The organism is Halomonas chromatireducens (genome assembly GCF_001545155.1).
Taxonomy (GTDB): domain Bacteria; phylum Pseudomonadota; class Gammaproteobacteria; order Pseudomonadales; family Halomonadaceae; genus Halomonas; species Halomonas chromatireducens.
In genome coordinates, this window is record NZ_CP014226.1 from 204,092 (window position 1) to 228,779 (window position 24,688).

The 24,688-nt window shown below is 64.7% G+C and carries 20 protein-coding genes and 1 pseudogene; 12 read left to right on the top strand and 9 right to left on the bottom strand.

Going from position 1 to position 24,688, the window contains the following annotated elements; all coding sequences use genetic code 11:
- Positions 1 to 20: 20 nt before the first annotated feature.
- The gene (locus LOKO_RS01020) at positions 21 to 1,247 is read left to right on the top strand and encodes a GGDEF domain-containing protein (protein ID WP_066443855.1); all 1,227 of its coding nucleotides are present in this window, start codon (positions 21 to 23) and stop codon (positions 1,245 to 1,247) included.
- Between the two features lie 84 nt (positions 1,248 to 1,331).
- Positions 1,332 to 2,348, top strand: coding sequence for a nucleoid-associated protein YejK (gene yejK, locus LOKO_RS01025; protein WP_066443858.1), 1,017 nt, complete (start codon positions 1,332 to 1,334; stop codon positions 2,346 to 2,348).
- On the opposite strand, the gene LOKO_RS01030 is transcribed toward yejK, so the two are convergent.
- On the bottom strand, positions 2,329 to 3,078 hold the full coding sequence (locus LOKO_RS01030) for a glutamine amidotransferase (RefSeq protein WP_235588912.1): 750 nt from the start codon (positions 3,076 to 3,078) through the stop codon (positions 2,329 to 2,331). The two genes, yejK and LOKO_RS01030, sit on opposite strands and share 20 nt — an antisense overlap.
- 156 nt (positions 3,079 to 3,234) lie before the next feature.
- Between LOKO_RS01030 and LOKO_RS01035 the strand changes: the two genes are divergently transcribed.
- A complete protein-coding gene (locus LOKO_RS01035; RefSeq protein ID WP_066452147.1) occupies positions 3,235 to 5,010 on the top strand; it encodes an ABC transporter transmembrane domain-containing protein in 1,776 nt (591 codons plus the stop codon).
- 22 nt (positions 5,011 to 5,032) lie between these two features.
- Here LOKO_RS01035 and LOKO_RS01040 read toward each other — a convergent pair whose 3' ends face one another.
- The 8 genes and pseudogenes from LOKO_RS01040 to def form a co-directional block, all read right to left on the bottom strand.
- The gene (locus LOKO_RS01040) at positions 5,033 to 6,004 is read right to left on the bottom strand and encodes a YbgA family protein (protein WP_083517359.1); all 972 of its coding nucleotides are present in this window, start codon (positions 6,002 to 6,004) and stop codon (positions 5,033 to 5,035) included.
- 71 nt (positions 6,005 to 6,075) lie between these two features.
- The gene (locus tag LOKO_RS01045; protein WP_235588995.1) at positions 6,076 to 7,671 is read right to left on the bottom strand and encodes a methyl-accepting chemotaxis protein; all 1,596 of its coding nucleotides are present in this window, start codon (positions 7,669 to 7,671) and stop codon (positions 6,076 to 6,078) included.
- Positions 7,672 to 7,815: 144 nt separating this feature from the next.
- A complete protein-coding gene (gene tnpC / locus LOKO_RS01050) occupies positions 7,816 to 9,369 on the bottom strand; it encodes an IS66 family transposase (RefSeq protein ID WP_083517360.1) in 1,554 nt (517 codons plus the stop codon).
- Positions 9,362 to 9,607 (bottom strand): annotated as a pseudogene (locus LOKO_RS01055) (NAD-binding protein); the annotation flags it as partial. The gene tnpC and the pseudogene LOKO_RS01055, both read right to left, overlap by 8 nt.
- 112 nt (positions 9,608 to 9,719) lie before the next feature.
- Complete coding sequence (locus LOKO_RS01060) at positions 9,720 to 9,926, bottom strand: dodecin (protein WP_066443873.1); 207 nt, start codon at positions 9,924 to 9,926, stop codon at positions 9,720 to 9,722.
- A 42-nt stretch (positions 9,927 to 9,968) separates the two neighbouring features.
- On the bottom strand, positions 9,969 to 11,318 hold the full coding sequence (gene rsmB / locus LOKO_RS01065; protein WP_066443883.1) for a 16S rRNA (cytosine(967)-C(5))-methyltransferase RsmB: 1,350 nt from the start codon (positions 11,316 to 11,318) through the stop codon (positions 9,969 to 9,971).
- Complete coding sequence (fmt, locus tag LOKO_RS01070; RefSeq protein ID WP_066452149.1) at positions 11,318 to 12,304, bottom strand: methionyl-tRNA formyltransferase; 987 nt, start codon at positions 12,302 to 12,304, stop codon at positions 11,318 to 11,320. Before fmt ends, rsmB begins: the two co-directional genes overlap by 1 nt.
- A 106-nt stretch (positions 12,305 to 12,410) precedes the next feature.
- Positions 12,411 to 12,923, bottom strand: coding sequence for a peptide deformylase (gene def, locus LOKO_RS01075; RefSeq protein WP_066443886.1), 513 nt, complete (start codon positions 12,921 to 12,923; stop codon positions 12,411 to 12,413).
- A gap of 265 nt (positions 12,924 to 13,188) precedes the next feature.
- Here def and LOKO_RS01080 point away from each other — a divergent pair, with 265 nt between their 5' ends.
- From LOKO_RS01080 to LOKO_RS01120, 9 genes are all read left to right on the top strand, one after another.
- Positions 13,189 to 14,214, top strand: coding sequence for a LysM peptidoglycan-binding domain-containing protein (locus LOKO_RS01080; RefSeq protein ID WP_066443888.1), 1,026 nt, complete (start codon positions 13,189 to 13,191; stop codon positions 14,212 to 14,214).
- A gap of 38 nt (positions 14,215 to 14,252) precedes the next feature.
- Complete coding sequence (dprA, locus tag LOKO_RS01085; RefSeq protein ID WP_066443890.1) at positions 14,253 to 15,341, top strand: DNA-processing protein DprA; 1,089 nt, start codon at positions 14,253 to 14,255, stop codon at positions 15,339 to 15,341.
- A gap of 90 nt (positions 15,342 to 15,431) precedes the next feature.
- Positions 15,432 to 15,989, top strand: a complete 558-nt coding sequence (gene tsaC, locus LOKO_RS01090) for an L-threonylcarbamoyladenylate synthase type 1 TsaC (RefSeq protein WP_066443892.1) — start codon at positions 15,432 to 15,434, stop codon at positions 15,987 to 15,989.
- Between the two features lie 42 nt (positions 15,990 to 16,031).
- Positions 16,032 to 16,961 (top strand): oxygen-dependent coproporphyrinogen oxidase, encoded by a 930-nt coding sequence (gene hemF / locus LOKO_RS01095; RefSeq protein WP_066443893.1) that lies wholly within the window; start codon positions 16,032 to 16,034, stop codon positions 16,959 to 16,961.
- Positions 16,958 to 17,782 carry a shikimate dehydrogenase gene (gene aroE, locus LOKO_RS01100; RefSeq protein ID WP_066443895.1) on the top strand — a complete coding sequence of 275 codons (825 nt, stop codon included), beginning with the start codon at positions 16,958 to 16,960 and terminating at the stop codon, positions 17,780 to 17,782. The genes hemF and aroE overlap by 4 nt, the downstream gene beginning before the upstream one ends.
- A 112-nt stretch (positions 17,783 to 17,894) precedes the next feature.
- Positions 17,895 to 19,514 (top strand): ABC transporter substrate-binding protein, encoded by a 1,620-nt coding sequence (locus LOKO_RS01105; protein ID WP_083517362.1) that lies wholly within the window; start codon positions 17,895 to 17,897, stop codon positions 19,512 to 19,514.
- 91 nt (positions 19,515 to 19,605) lie between these two features.
- Positions 19,606 to 20,586 carry an ABC transporter permease gene (locus tag LOKO_RS01110; protein WP_066443897.1) on the top strand — a complete coding sequence of 327 codons (981 nt, stop codon included), beginning with the start codon at positions 19,606 to 19,608 and terminating at the stop codon, positions 20,584 to 20,586.
- Entirely contained in the window at positions 20,583 to 22,325 is a 1,743-nt protein-coding gene (locus LOKO_RS01115) for an ABC transporter permease subunit (protein WP_066443899.1), read from the top strand. The genes LOKO_RS01110 and LOKO_RS01115 overlap by 4 nt, the downstream gene beginning before the upstream one ends.
- Positions 22,322 to 24,640, top strand: coding sequence for a dipeptide ABC transporter ATP-binding protein (locus LOKO_RS01120; RefSeq protein WP_066443901.1), 2,319 nt, complete (start codon positions 22,322 to 22,324; stop codon positions 24,638 to 24,640). Before LOKO_RS01115 ends, LOKO_RS01120 begins: the two co-directional genes overlap by 4 nt.
- Positions 24,641 to 24,688: the final 48 nt, after the last annotated feature.

Here is a 24,688-nt window from a genome sequence, read left to right on the forward strand (position 1 = left end):
CCCTTCCAAGGAAGGAGTCGATGGCTGCTGGCAACAACAAGGCAAGAGAGGCGCCTCTTCTAGACTGGCACAGCGAGTTTCAGGATTCAGCGCTGGAAGAGTTACACCGTCGCACCATGCTGGCCCAAGATGCCCAGCAGCTTTGCTACGCCCTGTGGGCAATTTCCGGCATTTTCTTCGCCTTCACCCTGGCCGACTTCGCCCTGCTCGGCGCTGGCAGTGAATTTCTCGCACTGCTTGCCATCCGTACGTTCGTCGCCCTTTGCTGCATGGCACTGGCACTGGCCGTCAAGCTGCAGCCCGCGTTGGCGCATCGCCGCATGCCCGTAAACCTGGCCTATTTCGTCGGCATCACTGGGCTGCTTTTCACCATACCGCTTCACCCCGGCACAGACGGACTGCATATTGCTACCATGGTCGTGGCCACCACAACGATATACCTGCTGGTACCCAATCGGCTTCTCTGGATTCTTGTCTGGAACGCCTATCTTGCCATCGGCTTTGCCGTCGTGCTCGGTTTCAGCTCCTACCTCTCGCCTGGCATGTTGGCCAGCGGCCTGCTACTGCTGGGCTTCGCCAATCTGCTGGGCTGGGTGACACTCACTCGGCTCAACCGTCTTCAGCGCAGGCAGTTCGCCTTGCTGCTCGAGGAGCAAGACAACAATCGCAAGCTGCAATCCGAAATCGATGAACGACGTCTACTCGAGCAGCAGCTTCGCTTCTTGGCCAGCACCGATCACCTGACCGGCATCGCCAACCGCCGCCATTTCTTCGAGCTGGCCGCGCGGGAACTGAACCGTACCAAGCGTGAGGACACGCCGCTCGCCATCTGCATGGTCGATATCGACCTGTTCAAGGAGCTCAACGATCATCATGGCCATGCCGTAGGCGACCTTGTCCTGGCAACGGTTGCTACCTGTTGCGCGTCGGTGCTGCGTGACACGGATATCATCGGCCGTTACGGCGGCGAGGAGTTCATCATCGCCCTGCCCGGATCCGACGTTGCTACCGCCACCGTCATCGCAGAGCGGCTACGCGCGAAGGTGGCAACGCTGTCCCTGCCAATGCTCGGCGAAACACCCATGCTGTCCGTCACGGTGGGAGTCAGTCTCGTGGCGGAGGAAGAAATGACGCTCGAACCGGCCATGCTGCGGGCCGACGAAGCGCTCTATGAAGGTAAGGCGCAGGGGCGAAACCGTGTCGTGGTGGCCGACGCACCCTCATCTCACGCCGCCATTGAAGCCTGAGTGCGGGTAGTCAATCAGCCGCCGGGTTGAACTCATTCCCGTAGCGGGTATCATCCCCTTCCCGCCCCTCTTCCCGGACAGTCCATGCCGATACTGCACTGCATTATTCATCGCATCGCCAAGGCATCCAGCGAGCAACCGGCCACCCTGTATCCGGCACCTGCCGAAGCCGAGGCCTCGGATTCCCTCGAAGAGCTTTTGGCCCGCTTCAGCGATGCCTACCACGCCAAGCCCAAGGCCTGGGGTCACTTCATTAGCGCAGAGGACATCGAAAATGCTCAGGCGCTGCGATTTCCGCGGGCGCTGACGGATTACCTGGAGAACCAAAGCGACTTCGCCGCCTTCACCCGTGACGTGGCACAGCACATCGCCGAACTGCTCGATGCGCACCTTTCGGTCTCGGGGCACCTGCTGTTCGTCGAGTACCAGCATGGCGACACCCACTACCTGAGCCTGGCACTGCTCCACCATCGCGAGGGCTACGCCATCGACGCCGACCATGGCGTAACGACGTCAGCCCAGCTCAACCTGGCCCAGATGAGTCTGGCAGCGAGAATCAACCTCAGCCAGTGGCGCAGCGACGCCTCTTCCCGGCAATACCTCTCCTGGACCCGTGACCGTGGGGGAAAGAAGCTGGCCGAGGGCTTTGCCGAACTGCTCGGCGCCACCGAGGGCGTGGACGCCACCGGCGAGACCCGCACCCTGCTGAAGGCGTTCAGCGACTATGTAGAGCAGGAGGACTTTGCCGAAGACAAGAGCCGGGAAAAGACGGATGTACTGCTGGAATATGCCAACGAGCAGGTCCGCAGCGGTGAGCCCATGACCCTGGAAACGCTCTCGGAACTGCTCGACGAGCAGCAGCCGAAGGCCTTCTTCGATCATATTCGCCACGCCGACTACGGACTCTCCCCCGAGATTCCACCGGACAAGCGAACCCTCAGCCAGTTTCGACGCTTCACCGGGCGCTCCAACGGCGTCTCGATCAGCTTCGACTCGCACCTGCTAGGCTCCAGCATCGAATACGACGAAACGCAGGATCGCCTGATCATCAAGAAAGTCCCCAATGGGCTGCGGGAGCAGCTCAAGGAGCGGCAGGGATGAGCTGGTTGGCCGCATCCGCCGCCATCAGCCACTCCCTGAAGACCTGCTGACCGCGCCGTTCGAGGTCGGGGCCTAGCAACAAGGCCTGCTGGCGAAGCGCAACGGGATCGACACCAGCCTCCGCCAGTTCGACGGCATGGCCGATCAGCCACTGCTCGATTCGCCCCGGGTCCGCCTCCAGGTGAAACTGCAGCCCCAGCACGGTGTCGCCCACAGCGAAAGCCTGGTGCGGGCAATCGTGACTATAGGCCAGGCGCACGGCACCGGGCGGGGTCTCGAACATGTCACCATGCCAGTGCAATACGCTATCCGGATTGCCGATATGGCGCAGCGGGCCTTCCTGTCCCTCGCGGGTCAAACTGACATCGGCAAAGCCGATCACCTTCTCCGGCATGGGAAACACCCTTCCCCCCAGGGCACGGGCGATCAGTTGGGCCCCAAGGCAGATTCCAAGAAGCGGCCGACCAGAGTCGAGGCGGTGTCGAATGGCGTCGAGTTCCGCGCCAAGGAAAGGGTATAGCGCCTCATCGTTGGCACCAATTGGCGCCCCGAGTATCACCATCAGCTCGGGACTCTCCACGTCCAGTGCCTCCAGGGCGTCGGCTCCCAGCACTCCTGGATCCAGGTAGCGAACACGATATCCCAACTCCTCCAGCACCGGTTCGAAGACCCCCAGGTCTTCGAATGCCAGATGGCGAATGGCAACCACACTCTTCATCCCGCTCGTCATCGTATGAAACTCCCTTTTCAGGTAACCCTTCCAGCTTAAACCGCTTCGAACCGATGCGAAAAGTACTGCAGCGGGTCACACGCCTGCCACTCCCATGCACTCCCAGGACGGTACTGGTATCGTGGCGGCATGCCTGCCACCAGCGACGACCCTGTCATGACCTCACGCCCCGACCCTCGTATCCTGCTACGCCTGCTCAAGCTGCTGGCGCCCTATCGTGGCCGTTTGTTCATTGCCGCCCTGGCACTGCTGGCGGCTTCGGCCAGTGTGCTGGTGCTGGGCCAGGGCCTACGCCTGGTGATCGACCAGGGCTTCCTGGCCCGCGACGGCACCCAGCTCAACCAGACGCTGGCAGCCATGCTCGCCGTCGTCAGCGTACTGGCAGCGGCCTCCGCGCTGCGCTACTACCAGGTTAGCTGGATCGGCGAACGCCTGGCCGGCGACCTGCGCCGGCAGGTCTTCGACCATCTTCTCGCCCTCGAACCGGCCTACTTCGAGAGTGCCAGCCACCGCGACCATGGCGCCGCCGAGATCGCCTCACGGCTGACCGCGGATACCAGCGTGCTGCAGACCCTGTTCGGCTCCTCGATCTCCATGGCGTTGCGCAACCTGGTGATGCTGCTGGGTGCCGTAGCGCTGATGCTGTTAACACAACCCTGGCTCTCGGCGCTGGTGCTGATCGGCATACCCGCCACCGTACTGCCGATTCTCTGGTTCGGTCGGCGCGTCCGTCGTCTCTCACGCCACAGCCAGGATCGCGTGGCCGAGCTCGGCCGCTACGCCAGCGAGGCACTCGATGGCATCCGCACGGTGCAAGCCTTCACCCATGAAGCGATCGACCGACGCGACTACGGCGAGCGCGTCGAGCAGGCCTTCGCCACCGCTGTGATTCGCACGCGACAGCGGGCCTGGCTTACCGGTGCGGCCATGATGGCGATATTCGCGGCCGTGGGGCTGATGCTGTGGCAGGGCGGGCAGGCGGTGCTGGCCGGAGAGATGAGCGCAGGGGAGCTTTCCGCCTTCGTCTTCTATGCAGTACTTGCGGCAGGCGCAGTGGCGACCCTGGCGGAAGTGGCCGGCGACGTGCAGCGCGCCGCCGGCGCCGCCGAGCGGCTGCTCGAACTGCTCGACACCGAGCCTGGCATACGCCCACCACCTCATCCGATATCGCTGCCGACCCCGCTGCGCGGCGAGATTCGACTGGAGAGCGTGAGCTTTGCCTATCCCGGACGCGAGATACCGGCGCTCCACTCCCTCGACCTGTGTATTCGTCCCGGCGAGCGCATCGCCCTGGTAGGACCTTCCGGCGCCGGGAAGAGTACGTTGTTCGGGCTGCTATTGCGCTTCCACGACCCCGACCACGGCCGCCTGACGCTGGATGGCATCGACCTTCGCGAACTCGACCCGAGAGCGCTGCGCGCTGCCATGGGCCTGGTGGCTCAGGAACCGGTGCTGTTCACCGGCACGGTGGCTGACAACCTGCGCTACGGCAAGGCCGACGCCTCCCTAGAAGAGCTGCGCGATGCTACCCGTGACGCCAACGCGCTGGGCTTCGTCGAAGCCCTGCCCCGAGGTTTCGACACCGACCTAGGGCCCGGCGGCGTGCAGCTCTCAGGCGGCCAGCGCCAGCGCCTGGCGATTGCCCGGGCGCTGCTCAAGGATCCGCGGGTACTGCTGCTGGATGAGGCCACCAGCGCCCTGGACGCCGAGAGCGAGCGGCTGGTGCAGCAGGCACTGGACCGGCTGATGGCCGGGCGCACCAGTTTGGTGATCGCCCACCGATTGGCCACCGTAACCGCCGCAGACCGCCTGCTGGTGTTCGACGAGGGGCAGCTCGTCGCCGCCGGCCGCCACGCCGAACTGCTCGAACAGAGTCCGCTCTACCGCCACCTGGCGGAACTGCAGTTTGAGCGGCACAGAATGGAAGCCTGAACGTGCTCTACCATCGATACGTTCAGATGGTGTTGCGCAGGCCGAGTTCATAAGGATGAGGATTCAGATACGTCTGCTGACGAATATAGTCCGAGCCGTGGCGCTTCACGTAGTGGTTGAGCAACCGCACCGGGACGGCAAGGGGTACATGGCCAAGGCGGTACTCCTCCACCGCCTGCAGCAGATCCTGTTTGGCCGCTCTGTCGAGCTCCTGCTTCAGGTAACCCATCACGTGCATCAGCGCGTTGGTATGTGTCTTGCGCGTAGCCAGACGTGACAGCGCTGCCATGAACCGTCGCAGGTAAGAGTGCTTGGCCTGCTCCAGCGGCATGGCATGGGCTTCGCTGCCAAGGTAGCGGCCAAGGACACGATAAGACTCGACGTGATGCGCCATGAGCAGGTACTTCTGGCGGCTGTGGAACTGGATAAGGGCATGAAAATCCGTGACGCCCTCGACGTGCCGTTTCCAGTCGTCGAAGGCGAATACCCGGGAGATGAAGTTCTCGCGCAGCACGGCGTCATTCAAGCGTGCTTCTTCCTCCAGCGGAAGCTCCGGAAAATGCTCACGCAGCACGTGGACGAAGCGCCCCGAATCGGAGTGGCTTGGCGTCCCGTTCTCGTCATATACCTTGACCCGCTCGAGCCCACAGCTTGGCGAGCCCTTCATCAGGATGAAGCCGCGCAAATGACGGTGGCGTACCACGAACGCCTGTCCCACCTCTTTCAAGCGCTCGGTAACATCGAGTTCGGGATCTACCGTTCCCTTGACCCGCGTTGGCTCGCCGGGCGTACCGACCAGGCGAATGGGCTCACGCGGCACGCCGAGACCGGCTTCCAGTTCAGGGCAGAAGGGTTCAAAGGCGAAGCAGTCCTGAAGCACCTCCAGGCAGTATCGGGAGCGCTTGTGACCACCGTTGTAGCGCACCGGCTCCCCCATCAGGCAGGCGCTGATGCCCACCGGTATCGCACTCTTCGGCGAGGACGTCTCGGCCAAGGTCAAGCTCCCTTACCAGCCACATGGTTTCATGGTCGCTCCACTATGACTCTCGGGCAAGCGACTCCCGCCTAGAACGTCTCCCATTCGCTTTCGGCCGGCTGGAGCTTTTGCCGCCGGGGAGGCTCGGCTGACAAAGCGGTGGGGGCCGGCAAGCCGGCTTGTACCGGGGGTAACGAGGATGACGACGACTCCTCACCGCCAAGCACGAACGCATTGATCAGTTGGGTCAGCTTTTCTGCCCGGCTGCGCATTGCTGCCGCGGTATCGGTATTGTGGCCCACCATGGCGGCATTCTGCTGTGTCATGGTATCCATCTGACTGACGGCGGCATTGACTTCATGGATACCAAGGCTCTGCTCACGCGACCCGGCGCTGATCTCGGCGATGACATCATTGACCCTGCTGATGCTGGAATAGATCTCCTGCATGGTCATGCCAGCCTGATGAACAATATCGGTACCATGGCGGGTACGCGTCATCGATTCCTCGATCAGTGTCTTGATCTCGCGAGCCGCATCGGCCGAGCGTTGCGCCAGCGAGCGGACCTCCTGGGCCACCACCGCAAAGCCACGACCATGCTCACCGGCCCTGGCCGCCTCTACTGAGGCGTTCAGCGCCAAGATATTGGTCTGGAATGCAATGCCGTCGATAAGCGAGACAATCTCGCCGATCTGTGACGATGAGGCATTGATCTGTTCCATCGTCTCCTCGACCCGCTGCATCGATTCCTTGCCCTGCCGAGCAACCTCGGCGCTGCTTCTGACAAGCTGGTCCGCCTGCTCAGTATGCTCGGCGTTGTTCTGTACGGTGGAAGTAATCTCTTCCATAGCTGATGAGGTCTGTTGCAGGCTGGCCGCCGCCTGATCAGTGCGCGATGCCAGCTCATCGCTGCTGCGTGCAATGCTCAATGAGGCCGAGTACACATCGTTCGCCCCCGCCCTTACCTCTCCCAATGTGGCCTGAATGCGCGCCAGAAAACCATTGAACTGCCTAGCGAGCTCGCCAATCTCGTCCTTACTGTTAACGCGCAGCCGACGCGTGAGGTCGCCTTTGCCTTCTGCCACGCCCTGAGCAATCTCGTTCATGTCGGTGGCGGTCTGGCGAATCTGATGTACTGTACGGCGGGTAATCCAGATAGCAAAAACCGTGATGGATAAATTGATGACCGAGGCAATGATCCAAAGTCGTATCAGCGTTTCGATCAGGTTCTCCCTGGCCGTTGCCTCGATGACTGCCATGGCTGCATCTACACCGGTGGCGTAGACGCCGGCACCGATTACCCAGTTCCACTCGGGTATGGCAGCGGCATAGGAATATTTGGGCTCCACCACACCGCTTGCCGGATTGGGCCATTCGTACTCGTATCGGCCACCGCCCTGACGGGCGATGTCGATCATGTCGCGTATCATCCGATTGCCGTTGGCATCCTGGGTAGCCAACATGTTCCGCCCTTCCTGTTCAGGGACAGCAGGCTGTACCAGCATGGTGCCCTCATAGTCGAAGACAAAGACGTAATTATCCTCTTCAAAGCGCAAGTCGCGAAGCAGCTCGATAGCAGCCAGTCGCCCCGCCTGCGGTTCAGCGGCAGAGCGTGCCACACTCTCGACCAATGTCGTGGCCACCTCAACGATACTCTCGGCGCCATGGCGACGCGCTTCGAGCATCAGTTCACGCTGCTGGGCGAGCTGGGTACGGTTGGAATCGATACGTTCGAGGCCCTCGAGTATCAGCAGGCAGGATGAGGAAATAATTAGCGGTACCAATACCAGAAGCAGGGTAAGCGAACGGGCATCACCGCTTGTTGATAATCAGGCGGTGTGCTGCCAGTTATGGGGCAGGAGTTCGTGGATCTGGCTGGCCTTGTGGGTCGGCAGCCGTTCCAGCACGTCTCGGAGGTAGGCGTAGGGATCATGGCCGTTCAGCTTGGCGCACTGAATCAGGCTCATGATCGCGGCAGCACGCTGGCCACTGCGCAGCGACCCGGCGAATAGCCAGTTGGAGCGTCCAAGTGCCCAAGGGCGAATCAGGTTCTCGACGCGATTATTGTCAATGGGCAGCCGGCCATCATCGAGGTAGCGCGTCAGCGCCGTCCAACGTTTCAGGCTGTAGTCCAGCGCTTTCGCCGTTGCCGTGCCATTTGGCACTTTCTCGCGCTGAGCCAGCATCCAGCGATGGAGGGCGTCGGCAATCGGCCTCGCCCGGGTGTCGCGTAACTGCTGGCGTTCTTCTTCGGTCAGCGACTGGGCCTCGCGCTCTATCTGGTAAAGCTGGCCGATCAGGTCGATGGCTTGCCCGGCGATCTGGCTCTTGTCGGCCACGTGCAGGTCGACGAACTTGCGTCTGGCGTGGGCCATGCAGCCGATCTCGGTGACGCCCTTGGCGAAGCTCTGCTTGTAGCCGCTGTAGTCGTCGCAGACGAGCTTGCCTTGCCACGTCCCCAGGAAGTCGCGGGCATGCTGACCGCCGCGCCCGTCGGTGAAGTCGTAGACCACCGCCTTCAACCCGGCGTAGGGCGTGGTGGCATAGGCCCAGAGGTAGGCGCGGTGGGTCTTCTTCTTGCCCGGCGCCAACATCGGCACCGGGGTCTCGTCGGCATGCAGTACCGGCTCAGCCAGCAACAGATCACGCAGCGCATCGACCAGCGGCTGGAGCCGCACGCCGCAGATGCCGACCCACTCCGCCAGGGGGGAACGCGGCATCGGCACGCCGGCACGGGCAAAGATCTGCTCCTGGCGATAGAGCGGCAGGTGATCGGCATACTTGGCGATTAACACCTGAGCCAGCAGGCCCGCGGTAGCAATGCCTTTGTCGATGATCTGCGCCGGCATCGGCGCCTGGGTCAGCGTCTCGCACTGGTCGCAGACCCACTTGCCGCGGATATGGCGCTCAACGTGGAACACGCCCGGCGTGTAGTCGAGCTTCTCGCTGATCTCCTCGCCGATGCGCCGAAGCTGGCAACCGCACGTGCAGTGTTCGCTCTCCGGGTCATGGCGGATCTCGGTGCGCGGCAGCTCAGGGGGCAAGGGCGCGCGCTTGGGCGTCTTCTTGGTGGCCGGTGGCGCGTCGAGCGTGATCAGATCTTCCAGCTCGGTTTCGATCGCCGCAATGTCCGCCTCCACCCCCTCTTCCAGCAGGCTGATCTGCAGGAGGTTGAGCTGCTCGCTGCGCTTGCCGAAGGCGTGGCGCTTGAGCACCGCCAGTTCATAGGTCAGCTTCTGGTTGACCTGCTCGGTGTGACGCAGGGTTTTCTGGCTCTGCTCCAGCGCCTGCTCTCGCTCCTGCAGCGCCTGGTCTTGCTGTTCAACCTGCGACATCAGCGTTGCCGCCAGATGGCGGAGCTGATCGGGGGACAGCTGAGACAGGTCGGNCCTCGTCCTGGCTGGTCACCGCGATCAGCATGTCGGCGTCCTCGCAGCCGGCCTGGCGCAGCACCACGGGGTAGGAGCCGGGGCCCACCACGGTGCGGATGTCGAGCCGGGTATGCAGCTCGCGCAGCCGCTCGCCGTCGGTGTCCACCACGGTGATGTCGTTTTCCTCGCGGGCCAGATGCTCGGCCAGCGTACCGCCGACCTGGCCGGCGCCAAGAATGATGATCTTCATTGCTGTCGGGTCCGTGAAACGACTCTGCGACGCCGATTTGGCGCCGCAGCATGGTGGCTAGCATAAACCAGCCGTTCACCGGGTAACAGACCGGGCCTTGCGGGAGACATCCTCAGTCCAGGGTGAACCCCACCTTGATCGTCACCTGCCAGTGGCCGACCTTGCCGTTCTCGATGTGGCCCCGCGTGTCCGTTACCTCGAACCAGCGCATGCCGTGCAGGGACTGCGAGGCCTTGGCGAGCGCGCGGTTGATGGCATCCTCGATGCCCTTCTCCGAAGAACCGGTCAGCTCGATGTGCTTGTAGACATGATCGCTCATGTGGGCTCCTTGCTCCTTGGTGGTCGGGAAGGCAGGGCATGATCAACCCTGCCGCTTCAGTCTGGCATAAAAGAAGCCATCGTGACTCTCCGCTTCCGGCAGCAGCTGGCGACCAGCGCCGGCCGGCCGGCCCCAGCTCACTTCCTGGGGCGTGGTGGCGATGGCATCGGCCGTGCGGGCCAGGAACGCCTCGATCTGCTCATCGTTCTCCTCGCGAAGCACCGAGCAGGTGGCGTAGACCATGGAGCCACCCGGGCGTAGCAGCGGCCAGAGGTTGTCGAGCAGGCGTGACTGCAGTTCGACCAGTTTGGGGATATCCGACGACCTTCGCAGACGCTTGATGTCCGGATGACGTCGTATCACGCCACTGCCGGAGCAGGGAGCGTCGAGCAGGATGGCGTCGAAGGGCGTGCCGTTCCACCAGTCCCGCTGGGTGGCGTCGGCGTGCAACAGAGTCGCCGAGAGGCTAAGGCGGGCCAGGGTATCCTCCACTCGGGCCAGACGCGTGTCGTCGCTGTCCAGCGCCAGGAGGTCGACGTCGAACAGCTCCAGCAAGTGGGCGGCCTTGCCGCCGGGGGCGCAGCAGGCGTCGAGCACTCGCCCGCCGGGGCGTGGTGCCAGCACTGGCCCCAGCAGTTCGGCGGCGAGCTGGGCGGCCTCATCCTGGACGCTCACATCGCCTTCGGCAAAGCCGGGCAGTGCCTGGACGTCGCAGGGCGTTTCCAGGACCAGGCCATCGGGTGAGTGCGCACAGAGCCTGGCCTCGTGGCCGGAGTCGATCAGCCTTGCCAGGTACGCTTCCCGGTCGCCGCGGCGACGGTTGATGCGCAGCGTCATCGGCCCCGGCTCATTGTTGGCGGCGGCGATGGTGAGCCAGTCATCGGGCCAGGCCTGGCGCAGCGCCTTCAGCAGCCAGCGTGGATGCAGCAGGGCCACGCCGGGGTCCTTGTCGACTTCGGCCTCAAGCGCTGAGGATTCCCGCTGCAAACGGCGCAGGCAGCCATTTAGCACCTTGGTTGCCCACTCCTTGCCCAGCAGACGCGCTGCGCCGGCGGTTTCGCCCACGGCGGCATGGGCCGGAATGCGCATGTAGAGCAACTGGTGTATACCCAGCAGCAGCAGTGCCTGAACATCGGCATCGCGAGCCTTGAAGGGGGTCTTGAGCAGTTGAGCGGCGAGCGCCTCCAACCGCGGCAGCGTGCGGCAGACGCCGTAGCACATCGCCTTGAACAGGGCGCGGTCCCGGGAGACCACCTGGTGGTCGTCCAGGTCGGCCAGGGACCCCTTGCCGGTGATGACCGGTACCAGTGCGCGTGCGGCGCTGACCCGCACTGCCTGGCCGCCGTCCTGAACGGCCTTGCCTGCGCGGGAGGAGGGCGTCGATCGATGCATCAGGAAGTCTCCTCGAAGGCATGTCCTAAAAGCAGGCCTGGAACCAGGGCCTCGCTGCGGGCATTGAGCAGGTCACGAACAGCCAGCGGTTTGCCGCCCGGCAGCTGGGCGCGCGTCACCTGCAACACCTCGGTACCCTGCGCGCCGCAGGCGATTCGCAGGGCATCGGGGGCATGCTCGAGCAGGGTGCCAGGAGGCTGGGGCGATTCGCCATCACGGAGGGACGAGGCCGTCGCCATCAACAGGCGCAGGCGCTCCTTGCCATGTGCGCACCAGGCTACCGGCCAGGGATTGAAGGCGCGCACCTTGGCCGCCAGCGTCCCGGCCGGCTGCTGGAAATCCAGTTCGGCCTCGGCCTTGGTGAGCTTGGCGGCGTAGGTAACGCCTTCGGCAGGCTGCGGCGTTGCCGTCATCGCACCGCTCGCCAGGGCGTCCAGCACTTCGACGATGGCCTTGCCGCCGAGCGTTGCCAAGGTGTCATGCAGCTCGCCACCGGTGGTGGTGGCGGTGATCGGAGTGCGCTTCACCAGCAGCATATCGCCGGTATCCAGCCCGGCATCCATCTGCATGATGGTCACGCCGCTCTCATTGTCACCGGCCTCGATGGCCCGCTGGATGGGGGCGGCCCCGCGCCAGCGCGGCAGCAACGAGGCGTGTACGTTGAGACAGCCCCTTGGGGGAATGTCCAGTACCGCCTGGGGCAGGATGAGGCCATAGGCCACGACCACCATGATGTCCGCCTTCAGCTCGGCCAGTTCGTCCTGGACTTCCGCCGCCTTCAGGCTCTCCGGTTGCAGCACCGGCAGGCCGTGCTCCAGCGCCAGCCGCTTGACCGGGCTGGCGGCGAGTTTACGACCCCGGCCGGCGGGTCGGTCCGGTTGGGTGTAGGCGGCGATAACGGCGTGGCGGCTCTGGAGCAGCGCAGCCAGGCTGGAAGCGGCGAAGTCGGGGGTGCCGGCGAAAACGACGCGCAGGGGTGGGGACATGATTTCGAAGCCTTGCCAGTGGGCGATGTTTCCCATCATAACGGAGGCAGGCGGAAACGACGAAGGCCGGCGTTATTACACCGGCCTTCAGCAGAAAGTACGAGCTTCAGGCGCCCTGCATCTGCTTATGGCGCTTCTGCATTTTCTTCAGTACCCGGTCGCGCTTGAGTGCGGAGAGATAGTCGACGAACAGCACGCCTTCCAGGTGATCGTATTCGTGCTGAATACAGTGGGCCAGCAGGCCCTCGGCATCGAGCTCATAAGGATTGCCGTCCCGGTCCAGCGCCTTGAGATGAACCTTCAGGGCGCGGGGCACCTCGGCGTAATACTCCGGAATCGAGAGACAGCCTTCGGACATCAGATCGCGCTCATCGCCGATCGGCGTGTATTCCGGGTTGATCAGCACCAGAGGACTGGCGCGGCTGTCGCTGACGTCCATTACGATGACGCGGCGATGTACGTCCACCTGGGTGGCAGCAAGCCCGATACCGCTGGCTTCATACATGGTCTCGAGCATGTCGTCGACCAGCTGGCGCACCTCGTCATCAACCGCTTCGACCGGCGCCGCCTTGGTGCGCAGTCGCTCGTCGGGGAATTCGAGGATAGGTAATTTGGCCATGGCGTTGGAACCACCGTTATGCTGTCATCAGGGATTCCCTTATTCTAGGGGGCTGCGGCTCGGGGTGAAACCGCCCGATCACCTATTATTTCGATAAAATCAGACTATGACACGTCGCTCAGGTTCCCTGCGGGATGGCCTCAGGGCTTCCGGGATGGGGCGAGAGCAGGGGGAGTTGGGGATGGCGGAATACAACGATAGGGCAAGATACGGCTGGCTGGCTGCTTATTTCAGAGTCGCCTTGATAAGCGGTGTCTGTGTTGCGATGCTGCTTGGCTCGGCGTTGGCTCAGGCCCTCACCTGGCAGGAGGGGCTGCGCGGAGACGCGCCCGAGCGCTATACCGTGGTGCGAGGCGATACTCTCTGGGGTATCTCCGGCCGTTTCCTGCAGCATCCCTGGCAGTGGCCGGAGGTATGGCAGGTCAACCCCCAGATCCGCAATCCGCACCTGATCTATCCCGGCGATGTGGTCTACCTCTATGACTGCAACGGGCGGCCCTGCCTTGGCCTCGAGCGGGGGCAGGGTACCGTTCGGCTTTCGCCCGAGGTGCGGCGAATTCCCACCCGCGAGGCCATCGAGCCGATTCCCCTGGAAGTGATACGCCATTTCCTGCGCGATCATCGAATCGTCGACGACCCAGAGGCCCTGGACGAGCTGGCCTATGTGGTTGCCGGCGACGATCGGCGCATCATCAGCGGGGCGGGAGATCGTATCTATGCACGTGGCGAGATCGAGCGCGGACCACGATACGGTATCTATCGCATTGGCGAGCGCTATAGCGACGCGACCACCGGCGAGCTGCTGGGCCTGGAGCTGGAGGGCGTCGGCCAGGCGCGGGTCCAGCGCGCCGAGGAGGATATCGTCGTCCTCGAGGTGCTCTCGGCCACCCAGGAGGTGCGCAACAACGACATCATCCTGCCGCTGGAGAGCCGTGAGCTCGTCCGCGAGTTCGTGCCCCGGGCCCCGGATGGCGCGGTCGATGGCCGCATTCTGGCGGCACCCGGCGGCGTGCGCTTCATCGGGAGGCTGCAGGTGGTGGCGCTGGACCGCGGCCGCCGCGACGGCCTGGAAGCCGGCCACGTGCTACAGGTCGAGCAGCAGGGTGAGCGGGTCAACGACCCGCGCAGCGGCGAGATCCTGCGGCTGCCGGGTAACGAGGCGGGCCTGATCATGGTTTTCCGCCCCTACGAGAAGATGAGCTATGGCCTGGTCATGCGGGCATCTCGCACGCTGGAAGTCGGCGACCGGGTGCATAATCCCCGCCATGGGCGGGGGGTGGCGCAGCGGTGAGAGCGGCGTCATCGGACAGGCGGGATTGGCTGGCGGTGATGCGGCTGCCGGGCATGGGCGCGACACGCCTGGCCGAACTGATAGCGACGGAGCCGACCTGGCCCGATGGGTGGCTGGCGCGACTGCCACGGCAGGCCGCAACGGCGCTGCGGCTATGGCTCGATCACCCTTCCCGTAGCCCCCTCGATGCCCTGGTCAATGCCGACCTGGCCTGGCTCGATGCCGCCCCGGCCCGGCATCTGCTCTTCCCCGGTCATCCGGCCTGGCCGACGCTGCTCGGCCAGATCGCCGACCCTCCGCCGGTGCTCTGGGCCCTGGGCGATCTCGACGCACTCCTGCCCCCCGGGTTGGCGATCGTCGGCTCACGCCGACCGACCCGTGAAGGCCTGACGAATGCGGCGGCCTTCGCCCGCGAGCTGGCCGCCCGGGACTGGTGCGTGAACAGCGGCCTGGCGCTGGGCATCGACGGGGCTGCGCAGCATGCTGCTCTGGAGGCCGGCGGGCGCAGCGTGGCGGTGCTGGGCTGCGGTGTCGATGTGATCTATCCGCCCCGTCATGCCGGGCTCTACCACCAGCTGCTCGATCGCGGCGGCCTGGTACTGTCGGAACACCCCCCCGGTACCCGGGCGCGGCCGGGCTTCTTTCCCCGCCGCAACCGCATCGTCACCGGCCTCTCTCTCGGCGTGCTGGTGGTGGAGGCCGCCGAGAAGAGCGGCTCCCTGGTGAGTGCGCGGCTGGCCACTGAACAGGGCCGCGAGGTCTTCGCGCTGCCTGGTTCGATCCACAATCCCCAGGCCAGGGGCTGCCTGCAATTGATACGCCAGGGTGCGGTGCTGGTGCGCCGGCTGGAGGATATTCTCGAGGAGCTGACCCACTGGGCGGCGCCTTCCTTCACCTCGCTTTCCACCCCCGCCCAGTCGTCTGCTGCCCCGGGGCCGCTCGATACCGGCGGCGACCCACTGCTGCGCTGGCTCAGCGACTCCCCGTCGCCGCTGGATGCACTCGTCGCGCTGACCGGCCTGGCCGTGCCCGACTGCCAGCGTCGCCTGCTGGAGCTCGAGCTTGAAGGCCAGGTGGCGCAGGCACCGGGCGGCTGGGTGCGCCTGCCGGGCGCTGCCCAGGCGTGATAGCATATTGGCCGGCCGATATCCGTGTCTTGCCGGCCGGATGTAGGGAGCCGTAATGTCTGTGTTCGTAACGTCGAGGGTCAACCCGGTATGCCTCAGGTAACGTCAGTTTCCAACGCCGTGGCCGCACTGCGTGCCGGCGGCGTGATCGCTTATCCCACCGAAGGCGTCTGGGGGTTGGGCTGCGACCCCGACAACGACGCAGCCGTGGCGCATCTGCTAAGGCTCAAGCAGCGCGACCCGGCCAAGGGGTTGATCCTGATCGCGGCCAGCATCGAACAGTTCACGCCCTGGCTCGAGGGTCTGCCCCTGGAGCTCCATGCGCCGCTGGTCTCCACCTGGCCTGGGCCCCATACCTGGCTGGTGCCGGACAACGGGCGCACCCATGCGCTGGTGCGTGGCGCGCATGACTGTGTGGCCCTGCGGGTCAGTGACCATCCCGGGGTGGTGGCGCTCTGCGAGGCCTTCGGTGGCCCCCTGGTGTCGACCTCGGCCAATCCTGCCGGCGAAGCCACTGCACTGAGCGCCGAAGAGGTCCAGGAGGCCTTCGGCAATGAGCTCGACGCCATCGTCGAGGGTGCGCTGGGCGGGCTTGACCGCCCCAGCACCATTCGCGACCTGGTCAGCGGACGGGTGCTGCGCGCCTGAGGCGTGCCTGGCGAATCGAAGGACTGGAGCAAGGAGCCTCTCATGGCAGGTGCCAACCTCGAAGACGTCAAGACTTACCTGCTCGACCTCCAGGAACGCCTTTGCCGGACGCTGGCTGCGGAGGACGGCGGGGCGTTGTTCCATGAAGACAGCTGGCAGCGAGAAGCCGGGGGCGGTGGCCGCTCCCGGGTGCTCGAGCATGGGCGGATCTTCGAGAAGGGCGGGGTCAATTTCTCCCATGTGTACGGCGACCTGTTGCCTCCCTCGGCCACCGCCGCCCGCCCCGAGCTGGCCGGGCGCGGCTTCCAGGCTGTGGGCGTCTCCTGGGTAATGCATCCCGAGAATCCACATGTGCCGACCAGCCATGGCAACGTCCGTTTCTTCATCGCCGAGAAGGAAGGGGAGACGCCGGTCTGGTGGTTCGGGGGCGGCTTCGATTTAACGCCCTTCTACCCGGTTCACGAGGACGTGCTGCACTGGCATAGGGTGGCGCGGGACGCCTGTGCGCCCTTTGGGGATGACGTCTATCCTCGCTTCAAGGCGTGGTGTGACGACTACTTCTATCTCAAGCACCGCGAGGAGACCCGCGGCGTCGGTGGCCTCTTCTTCGACGATTTCAACGAGTGGGGCTTCGACCGCAGCTTTGCCTTCCAGCGCGCCGTCGGCGACGCCTTCCTCGAAGCCTACCTGCCCATCGTGCAGCGCCGGCGTGACATGTCCTGGAACGCGCGAGAGCGTGATTTTCAGCTCTACCGTCGCGGCCGCTACGTGGAGTTCAACCTGGTGTGGGACCGCGGCACCCTGTTCGGGTTGCAGAGCGGTGGACGCACCGAGTCGATCCTGATGTCGATGCCGCCCCTGGCCCGCTGGGAGTACGACTGGCAGCCCGAGCCCGGCAGCGCCGAGGAGCGGCTCTATCGAGATTATCTGCGCCCTCGCGACTGGCTGGGGGAAAGCGAGGAGATCCCATGACAGACCGCTACTGCGTCTTCGGCAACCCCATTTCGCATTCGAAGTCACCGGTGATCCATGCCGCCTTTGCCGAGCAGACCGGTGAGGCTATCGACTACTCCGCCATCGAGGCGCCGCTGGACGATTTCGCCGGTGCCTGGCACCGCTTCATGGCTGAAGGGGGGCGGGGTGCCAACGTCACAGTGCCGTTCAAGGAGCAGGCGTTCGCGCTTTGCGACACGCTGAGCGATCGGGCCCTGCGGGCCGGCGCGGTGAATACACTGGTAGTTGGCGCTGATCAAGACAGCACCCACGGTGATACCACCGACGGGGTCGGCCTGGTACGCGACCTGTTCCATCACGACGTTGTCCTCAAGGGGCGCCGCATCCTGGTGCTGGGTGCGGGCGGTGCAGTGCGCGGCGTGCTGGAGCCGCTGTTGGCGGCCGGGCCGGCCAGCGTGCTGGTGGTCAACCGTACCGCGGCCAAGGCCGCTGCCCTTGCAGCGGACTTTCAGGACCTGGGCACGATCCAGGGGGGAGGATTCGAGGCGGCGACAGGCCAGTTCGACCTGGTGGTCAACGGTACCAGCGCGAGCCTGGCGGGCGAGCTGCCGCCACTGCCGGAGACGCTCTTTGCGCCGGGTGCGACGGCCTACGACATGATGTATGGCGCCGAGCCCACGGTGTTCTTGCGCTGGGCCAGTGGGCTTGGGGCCATGCCGGTCGACGGGCTGGGCATGCTAGTGGAGCAGGCTGCGGAATCATTTCTGCTTTGGCGCGGCAAGCGTCCGCTGACCGAGTCGGTGAAATATGGACTGCGGCTCGATTTGCAAACGAAGTAAGCGTTTAATCCGAGGTTTGACACCTTCAACGCTGCTTCCTACGGTTGGTGCGTGATATTCATGCAATGCATAACCATGGCATGAAAACCTATTTCAACCCGAGGTGGCAGTAGTGAAAACCATCAACAACAATATTTTCGCGAGAAATCTCTTGGCTGGTGCGGTAGGGCTTGGGCTGACTACCCTGGCCTTCTCGGCCACGGCTCAGGAGCCGGTCCCCCCGATCAACCTGATGACCACCACCGAGTCCTATGACCCGATTCGCTATGAGGCGGCCTTCATCATCGCCGAGCGCTGGCGTGAACTGGGGCTCGAGGTCAATGTCCAGCCCACCGAGTTCAGCACGGCCCTGGAGCGCTTCTACGACCAGCAGGACTTCGATGTCACCATTCTCGGCTGGAGCGGTCGCACCGACAGGCTCGATCCCCAGTTCTTCCTGAGCACCCTGGACTCCCGCCAGGCGCACCCGGGCGGCAACAATCCGGGGGGCTATGAAAATCCCGAGTTCGATGAGCTGTTCGACCAGCAGTCCCAGTCCTTCGACATGGACGAGCGCCAGCGCCTGGTGCAGGAGATGCAGGCGCTCTACAAGCCGGACATGCCGGTGGCGGTGCTCTTCCACCGCGATGAGGTGGTGGCCTTCAATCACGACGCCTTCGAGGGCATCAACCCCATGGCGGGTGAGGGCCTTTATAGCGAGTGGGGCCCCATGGAGGCGACGCCGGTTGGGGATCGCAGTACCCTGCGTATCGGCGGACCCCAGGAGCCGGACAACCTCAACCCGCTGGCCTCCACCTCGGTCTGGGGCTGGAAATGGATGCGCCTCTACTACGATCGCCTGGTCCGCCTCTCCGCCGACGTGGAGCCGCTACCCTGGGCCGCAGAGTCGGTGGATCAGGTGGATGAGACCACCATCGCCGTGACCCTGCGCGACGGGATGACCTTCCACGACGGCGAGCCGGTCACCGCCGAGGACGTGGCCTTCACCTGGAACTACTATCTGGACCAGGACTACAGCTACTTCAACTCCTACCTGGCCGCCCTGGACAACGCCGAGCAGATCGACGATCTCACCGTGCATTTCCACCTGAGCGAGCCCTCGGCCTCGTTTGCCAGCATCTCGCTGTCGCAGATCCCGATCCTGCCCAAGCACATCTGGGAAGGCATCGAGGATGCGTCCACCCTGTCGCCCTCCGATACGCCCACCGTCGGCTCCGGTCCGTTCGTGCATGAGCGTTTCGATCGGGGCGAATTCATGGCGTTGAGCAAGTTCGAGGATCACTTCCACGCCGACGAGATCGCCGTGGATGGCGTCGAATTCATCATCTATGCGGACATGGAGGGCGTCTACACCGGCCTGCAGACCGGCCAGATCGACGTTACCGCCTGGCGCATGGAGCCCGGCCAGATCGGCCTGGCGGAGGGCGAGGAGCACCTCACCGTGGTCAACGTGCCGGACTTCGGCTATTTCCACATGACCTACAACCTGCGCCGCGAGCCGATGAGCGATCGTGCCATGCGCCGGGCCATGACCATGGCTTCCGATCGTGAGCGGATGGTCAACGTGCTGCTCGATGGACGCGGCGAGGTGGGTTCCAGTGTGATCGCCCCGGTCAACACCTTCTGGAACGAGCCCTTCGTCGAGCGCTTCGACTTTGACATGGATGCCGCCCGTGCGGAGCTGGAAGAGGCGGGTTATTCCTGGGACGACGAAGGTCGTCTGCTCAAGTAACCCACCCTTCCAATCCTAACCCGCGTACGTCGCCACTCCCCACCGCCTACCAGGCGGTGGGGAGCGTACAGTCGTCAACAGCGAGCATGCCATGTCGTCACGCAGAAGTTATCTGATACGCCGTGTGCTACACGGCTTCATGGCGTTGTTCATCATCGCCACGGTACTGTTCTTTCTCTTCCGCCTTGGACTTCCCGACCCGACCGCTGCCCTGATCACCGAAGGGCTGAATCCCGCGGAGCGCGAGCAGATTCGCGCCAGCTTCGGGCTCGATCAGCCTATCTGGGAACAGTATTTTATCTACCTGGCCAATATCGTCCAGGGTGATTTCGGCTACTCCTTTCACTATCGCGCCCCGGTGGCCGACATCATCTGGGAGCGGCTCGGCAATACCATGATCCTGATGCTGCCCGCCATCATCCTGGCTTATGGCATCGGTGCCCCCCTCGGCGCCTGGCTCTCCTGGCGGCGCGGTAGCCGCATCGATACTTCCGGCATCTTCGTCGGGCTGATGTTCCGCTCGGCGCCCATGTTCTGGACCGGCATGATCGCCATCCTGTTTTTCGGGATCGGACTGGGCTGGCTGCCCACCAGTGGCATGCGCACACTGCCCTACGAGGCCTCTAGCTTCCTCGACAAGATATTCACGCTGGATTTCCTGCATCACCTGATTCTGCCGGCGCTGGTGGTGGCGCTCTACTACCTGGGCTCGCCGCTGCTGATCATGCGCAACACCATGCTCGAGGTATACGGCGAGGATTTCATCGAGATGGCCCGCGCCAAGGGGCTGCCGGAGCGGCGCATTCTCTACGCCCATGCGGCCCGAAATGCCCTGTTGCCGGTGGTGACACAGCTGGCGGTGACCATCGGGCTTGCCGCCGGTGGCCAGGTGGTGGTCGAGGTGGTTTTCTCCTGGCCTGGACTAGGCCGCGAGATACTCAACTCGGTACGTACCTCGGACTTCCCCCTCGCCCAGGCCAGCTTTCTGGTGATGGCGGCCTTCGTGGTCACCCTCAACCTGCTGGTGGACATCCTCTACACCATGCTTGACCCGAGGGTGAGCTTCAAATGATGCGATCCAGATTCCTCAAGAGCGCGCAGGAACCGCTGCGCGCCATTATCGGCGACCGACTGGCCATGATCGGCCTGGTGGTCCTGCTGTCGATCATCGCGATGGCGCTGTTTGCGCCATTTCTTTCCACCCATGAGCCACTCTCGGTCAACGAGCGGGAAGAAGGCTCGCTGTTGACACGCACGGTGGAGGACGGCCAGGTGCGCTGGGTGCAGGAGGCTGCCCTGGGTGGCCGCACCCTGAATGCGGCTGACTACCGCGACGGTATCGGCATGGCGGTAGGGCGCGACGGCGCGGTATGGCGCTTCGCCGACGGCGAGTGGCAGGAGCTCGAGACACCGCTGGACGCCACCCTGAACGACGTCGCCATCAGCCCGGCGGGATCGGCGCTGGCAGTAGGGCAGGGTGGTGCCGTGGCGCTGCTCGCCGATGCCGCTCAGGACAGCGACTGGCAGCGCTTCGAGGCGCCCGAAACGACGCACCTGAGCGGCGTCGCCTGGCGTGACGAGAGCACGGCGCTGATGGTGGGGGCAAACGAGACCATCTGGCGCCGCGATGTTGCCTCGGGCAGCTTCGAGGCGCTCGAGAGTCCCCTGGGACGCGGCATGACGCTGAACTCCGTGGCCACCGACGTGGACGGCAGCGCCTGGATCGTCGGCGAGCGCGGCTTGACCCTGCGGCTGGAGCCGGAAGACGACAGCCTGACCCTGGAGCGGATGCCCACCAACCGCGACCTGAACCATATCCATATGGCCGAGAACGGCCAGGGGCTGATTGTCGGTGAGCGGGGTACCCTGCTCGCGCGCAGTGCGCCCGGCGAGCAGTGGCAGAGCCAGGATGCCCCCGACTCCCGCGCCATGCGCGCTGGCTGGGTCACCGAGGAGGGTCAGGCCTTCGCCGTCGGCCGCAGCAGCATCATCTTCGAGCGCGACGGCGATACCTGGCGGCTGATGCCCAGCGACGAGGAGCGCCACCTGCGCACCCTGATGGTGACGGAGGACGCCTTCTATGCCCTGGGCTCGGACCGTTTCGTCAACCGCCTGGCCCCGCCGTCCGGCGAGCACTGGTTCGGCACCGACCATCTGGGCCGCGATCTCTACAGCCAGAACGTCTACGGCTCGCGGATCGCCCTGCTGGTGGGTTTCATCGGTGCTTCTCTGGTGGTGCTGATCGGTGCCAACGTCGGTCTGATCGCCGGCTACTTCCGTGGCCGCACTGAGACGGTGCTGATGCGTACCGTGGATGTGATGTACGGCATCCCCTTCGAGCCGTTCGCGTTGATCCTGGTGCTGTTGTTCGAGCCCAGCCTGTTCATCGTGATCCTGGCGGTCTCGCTGCTGACCTGGCGTACCGTGGCGCGCCTGATACGCTCCCAGGTGCTGTCGCTGCGCGAGCGGCCCTTCGTCAAGGCGGCGCGGGTCGCCGGTGCCTCGGACCTGCGCATCATGTACCTGCACATCTTTCCCAACGTCATGCCGCTGGTGTTCCTGGAGCTCGCCATTATCGTCGGGGTATCGATCATCGCCGAGGCCACGCTCTCCTTCCTCGGCCTGGGGCCGCCCCAGTCGATCTCCTGGGGGGGTATTCTCCACAACGCCCGGCTCTCCGGCGCCTGGCGCGATGCTTGGTGGTGGAACCTGCCCCCTGGCCTGTTCATCATGATCACGGTGCTCTCCGTGTTCTTCATCTCCCGCTCGCTGGAGCTGGTTGCCAATCCGCGACTGAGGGCACGCCGATGACCGAACAACGACTACTGACCGTCAGCGACCTGGCCATTCACTACCGCACCGGGGCCGGCCCGGTGCAGGCCGTGGATGGCATCGACTTCGACCTGCGACCGGGCGAGGCCCTGGGTCTGGTGGGCGAGTCCGGCTGTGGCAAGACCACCGCCGCCAAGGCCATGCTGCGCCTGCTGCCGCCCAACGGCGAGGTGCCCCGCGGGCGCATCGACTTCGACGGGCGCAACCTGGTCGAGCTGGACCCTGAGGCGATGCGCAAGGTGCGCTGGAAGGAAATCGCCTGGATCTCCCAGGCGGCGATGAACGCCCTGGACCCGGTTTATACCGTTGGCGACCAGATCCTCGAGGCGATGAACGCCCATGTGAAGATCAAGCGGGACGAGGCCTGGGCCCATGCGGAGGACTTGTTCCGTGCGGTGGGCATCGATCCCGCGCGGCTCTCGGCCTATCCCCACGAGATGAGCGGCGGCATGAAGCAGCGCGCGGTGATCGCCATGGCACTGGCGCTGGACCCCAAGCTGATCATCGCCGACGAGCCGACCACCGCGCTGGACGTGGTGACCCAGGCACAGATCCTGGCACGACTCTCCAAACTGCGCCGCGAGCGAGGCATGGGACTGCTCTTCATTACCCACGACATCTCGGTGGTAGTGCAGACCTGCGACCGGGTCGCGGTAATGTACGGCGGTCAGATCATGGAGACCGGGCCGGTGAGAGAGGTGTTCGGCACGCCGTTCCATCCCTACACCATGGGGCTGACCAACGCCTTCCCGACACTGGAAGGCGCCCAGCGCGAGCTGATCTCGATTCCCGGAAGCCCACCAGACCTGCTCAATCCCCCGCCCGGCTGCCGTTTCGCCGAGCGCTGTCCCTTCGCCACCGAGCGCTGTACCAGCGAAACCCCGGCGCTGGTCAGCGTGGGCGAGGACCGTCGCTCCGCCTGCCACTACCCGGAGCAGGTCGAGGCCTTTCGCGAGAAGGCGGCCAGGAACGACACCTGGGCGGTGGTCGGCGAGCGCCTGAACGAGCCGGTGCAGGGGGCGGGTACCATCGAGCCGGTGGCCGCCGATTCGCCGCTGCTGCTGGAGGTGGAGGGGCTGCGCAAGCATTTCCCGGTGGAGCAGGGCTTCCTGGACGGCCTGCGGGGCAGGCACAAGGACCGCAAGGTACATGCCGTCGACGACATCTCCTTCGACCTGCGCCAGGGCGAGATCCTGGGGCTGGCCGGCGAATCGGGTTCGGGCAAGACCACCACCGGCGAGATGCTGGTGCGCCTGCAGGACATCACCGCCGGCGAGATCCGCTTCGATGGCGTCGACATCACCCGGTTTGCCGGGCGCGAGCTCAAGGCCTTTCGTCGCAGCGCCCAGATGATCTTCCAGGACCCCTACCAGACCCTGAACCCGCGCTTCACCATCTTCGATATCGTCGGCGAACCGCTGGTCATCCACCGGTTGGCGGAGGGCGAGGCCCTGGAGCGCAAGGTTGTCGAGTCGCTGGAGCGTGCCGGACTCAAGCCGGCCGAGATCTATCGCGACCGCTTTCCCCACGAGCTGTCCGGTGGGCAGCGACAGCGGGTGGCCATCGCCCGGGCCATCGTGCTGGAGCCGCGTCTCATCGTCGCCGACGAGCCGGTTTCCATGCTTGATGTATCGATCCGCGCCGGGGTACTCAACCTGATGCACCGCTTCCGCAACGAGCTGGGCATCTCCTTCGTCTATGTCAGCCACGACCTGCCGACGATCCGCTACGTGGCAGACCGGGTGGCGATCATGTACCTGGGTGAGATCGTCGAGGTGGGGCCCACCGAGCAGGTGATCCACGAGCGCAAGCATCCCTATACCCAGCTGCTGCTCGATGCCAGCCCCGAGCCGGACCCGACGGTGGTCAAGCCGCCGTTGGAGAGTGCCGGGGAAATTCCCAGCGCCGTGGATCCGCCCAACGGCTGCCACTTCCATACCCGCTGCCCCATGGCCATGAGCCACTGCGGCTGGGAGGGACGCGATGTGGTCACGGCCATGAGCGAATGGCGCATCGCGGGCAAGGAGGTCGAGCACCTGGGGGCGCCGGAGCTGGCCGGGCTGGATGTCTATCTGTCGGTGCGCGGGGGAGGCATCGACGCCGCCAGGCAGGAGCTCACCGCGATTCTGAGGGCGAAGCACCCCTCACTGGCCGACGCCGCGGCGGTATCGCCCGATGGCTCCGTGGCCCTGGCGGTGCATTTCACCTCCCAGGCGTCTCCCCGGCGCCGGCTGATCGCTCGAGAGCATTCGGTGGCGTGCTATCTTTACGAGGAAGAAGCGGCTGGCAGTTAGGAGGCGTCGATAACGTCCACGCAAGGAGGGAGCGGTGTCGCTCCCGGC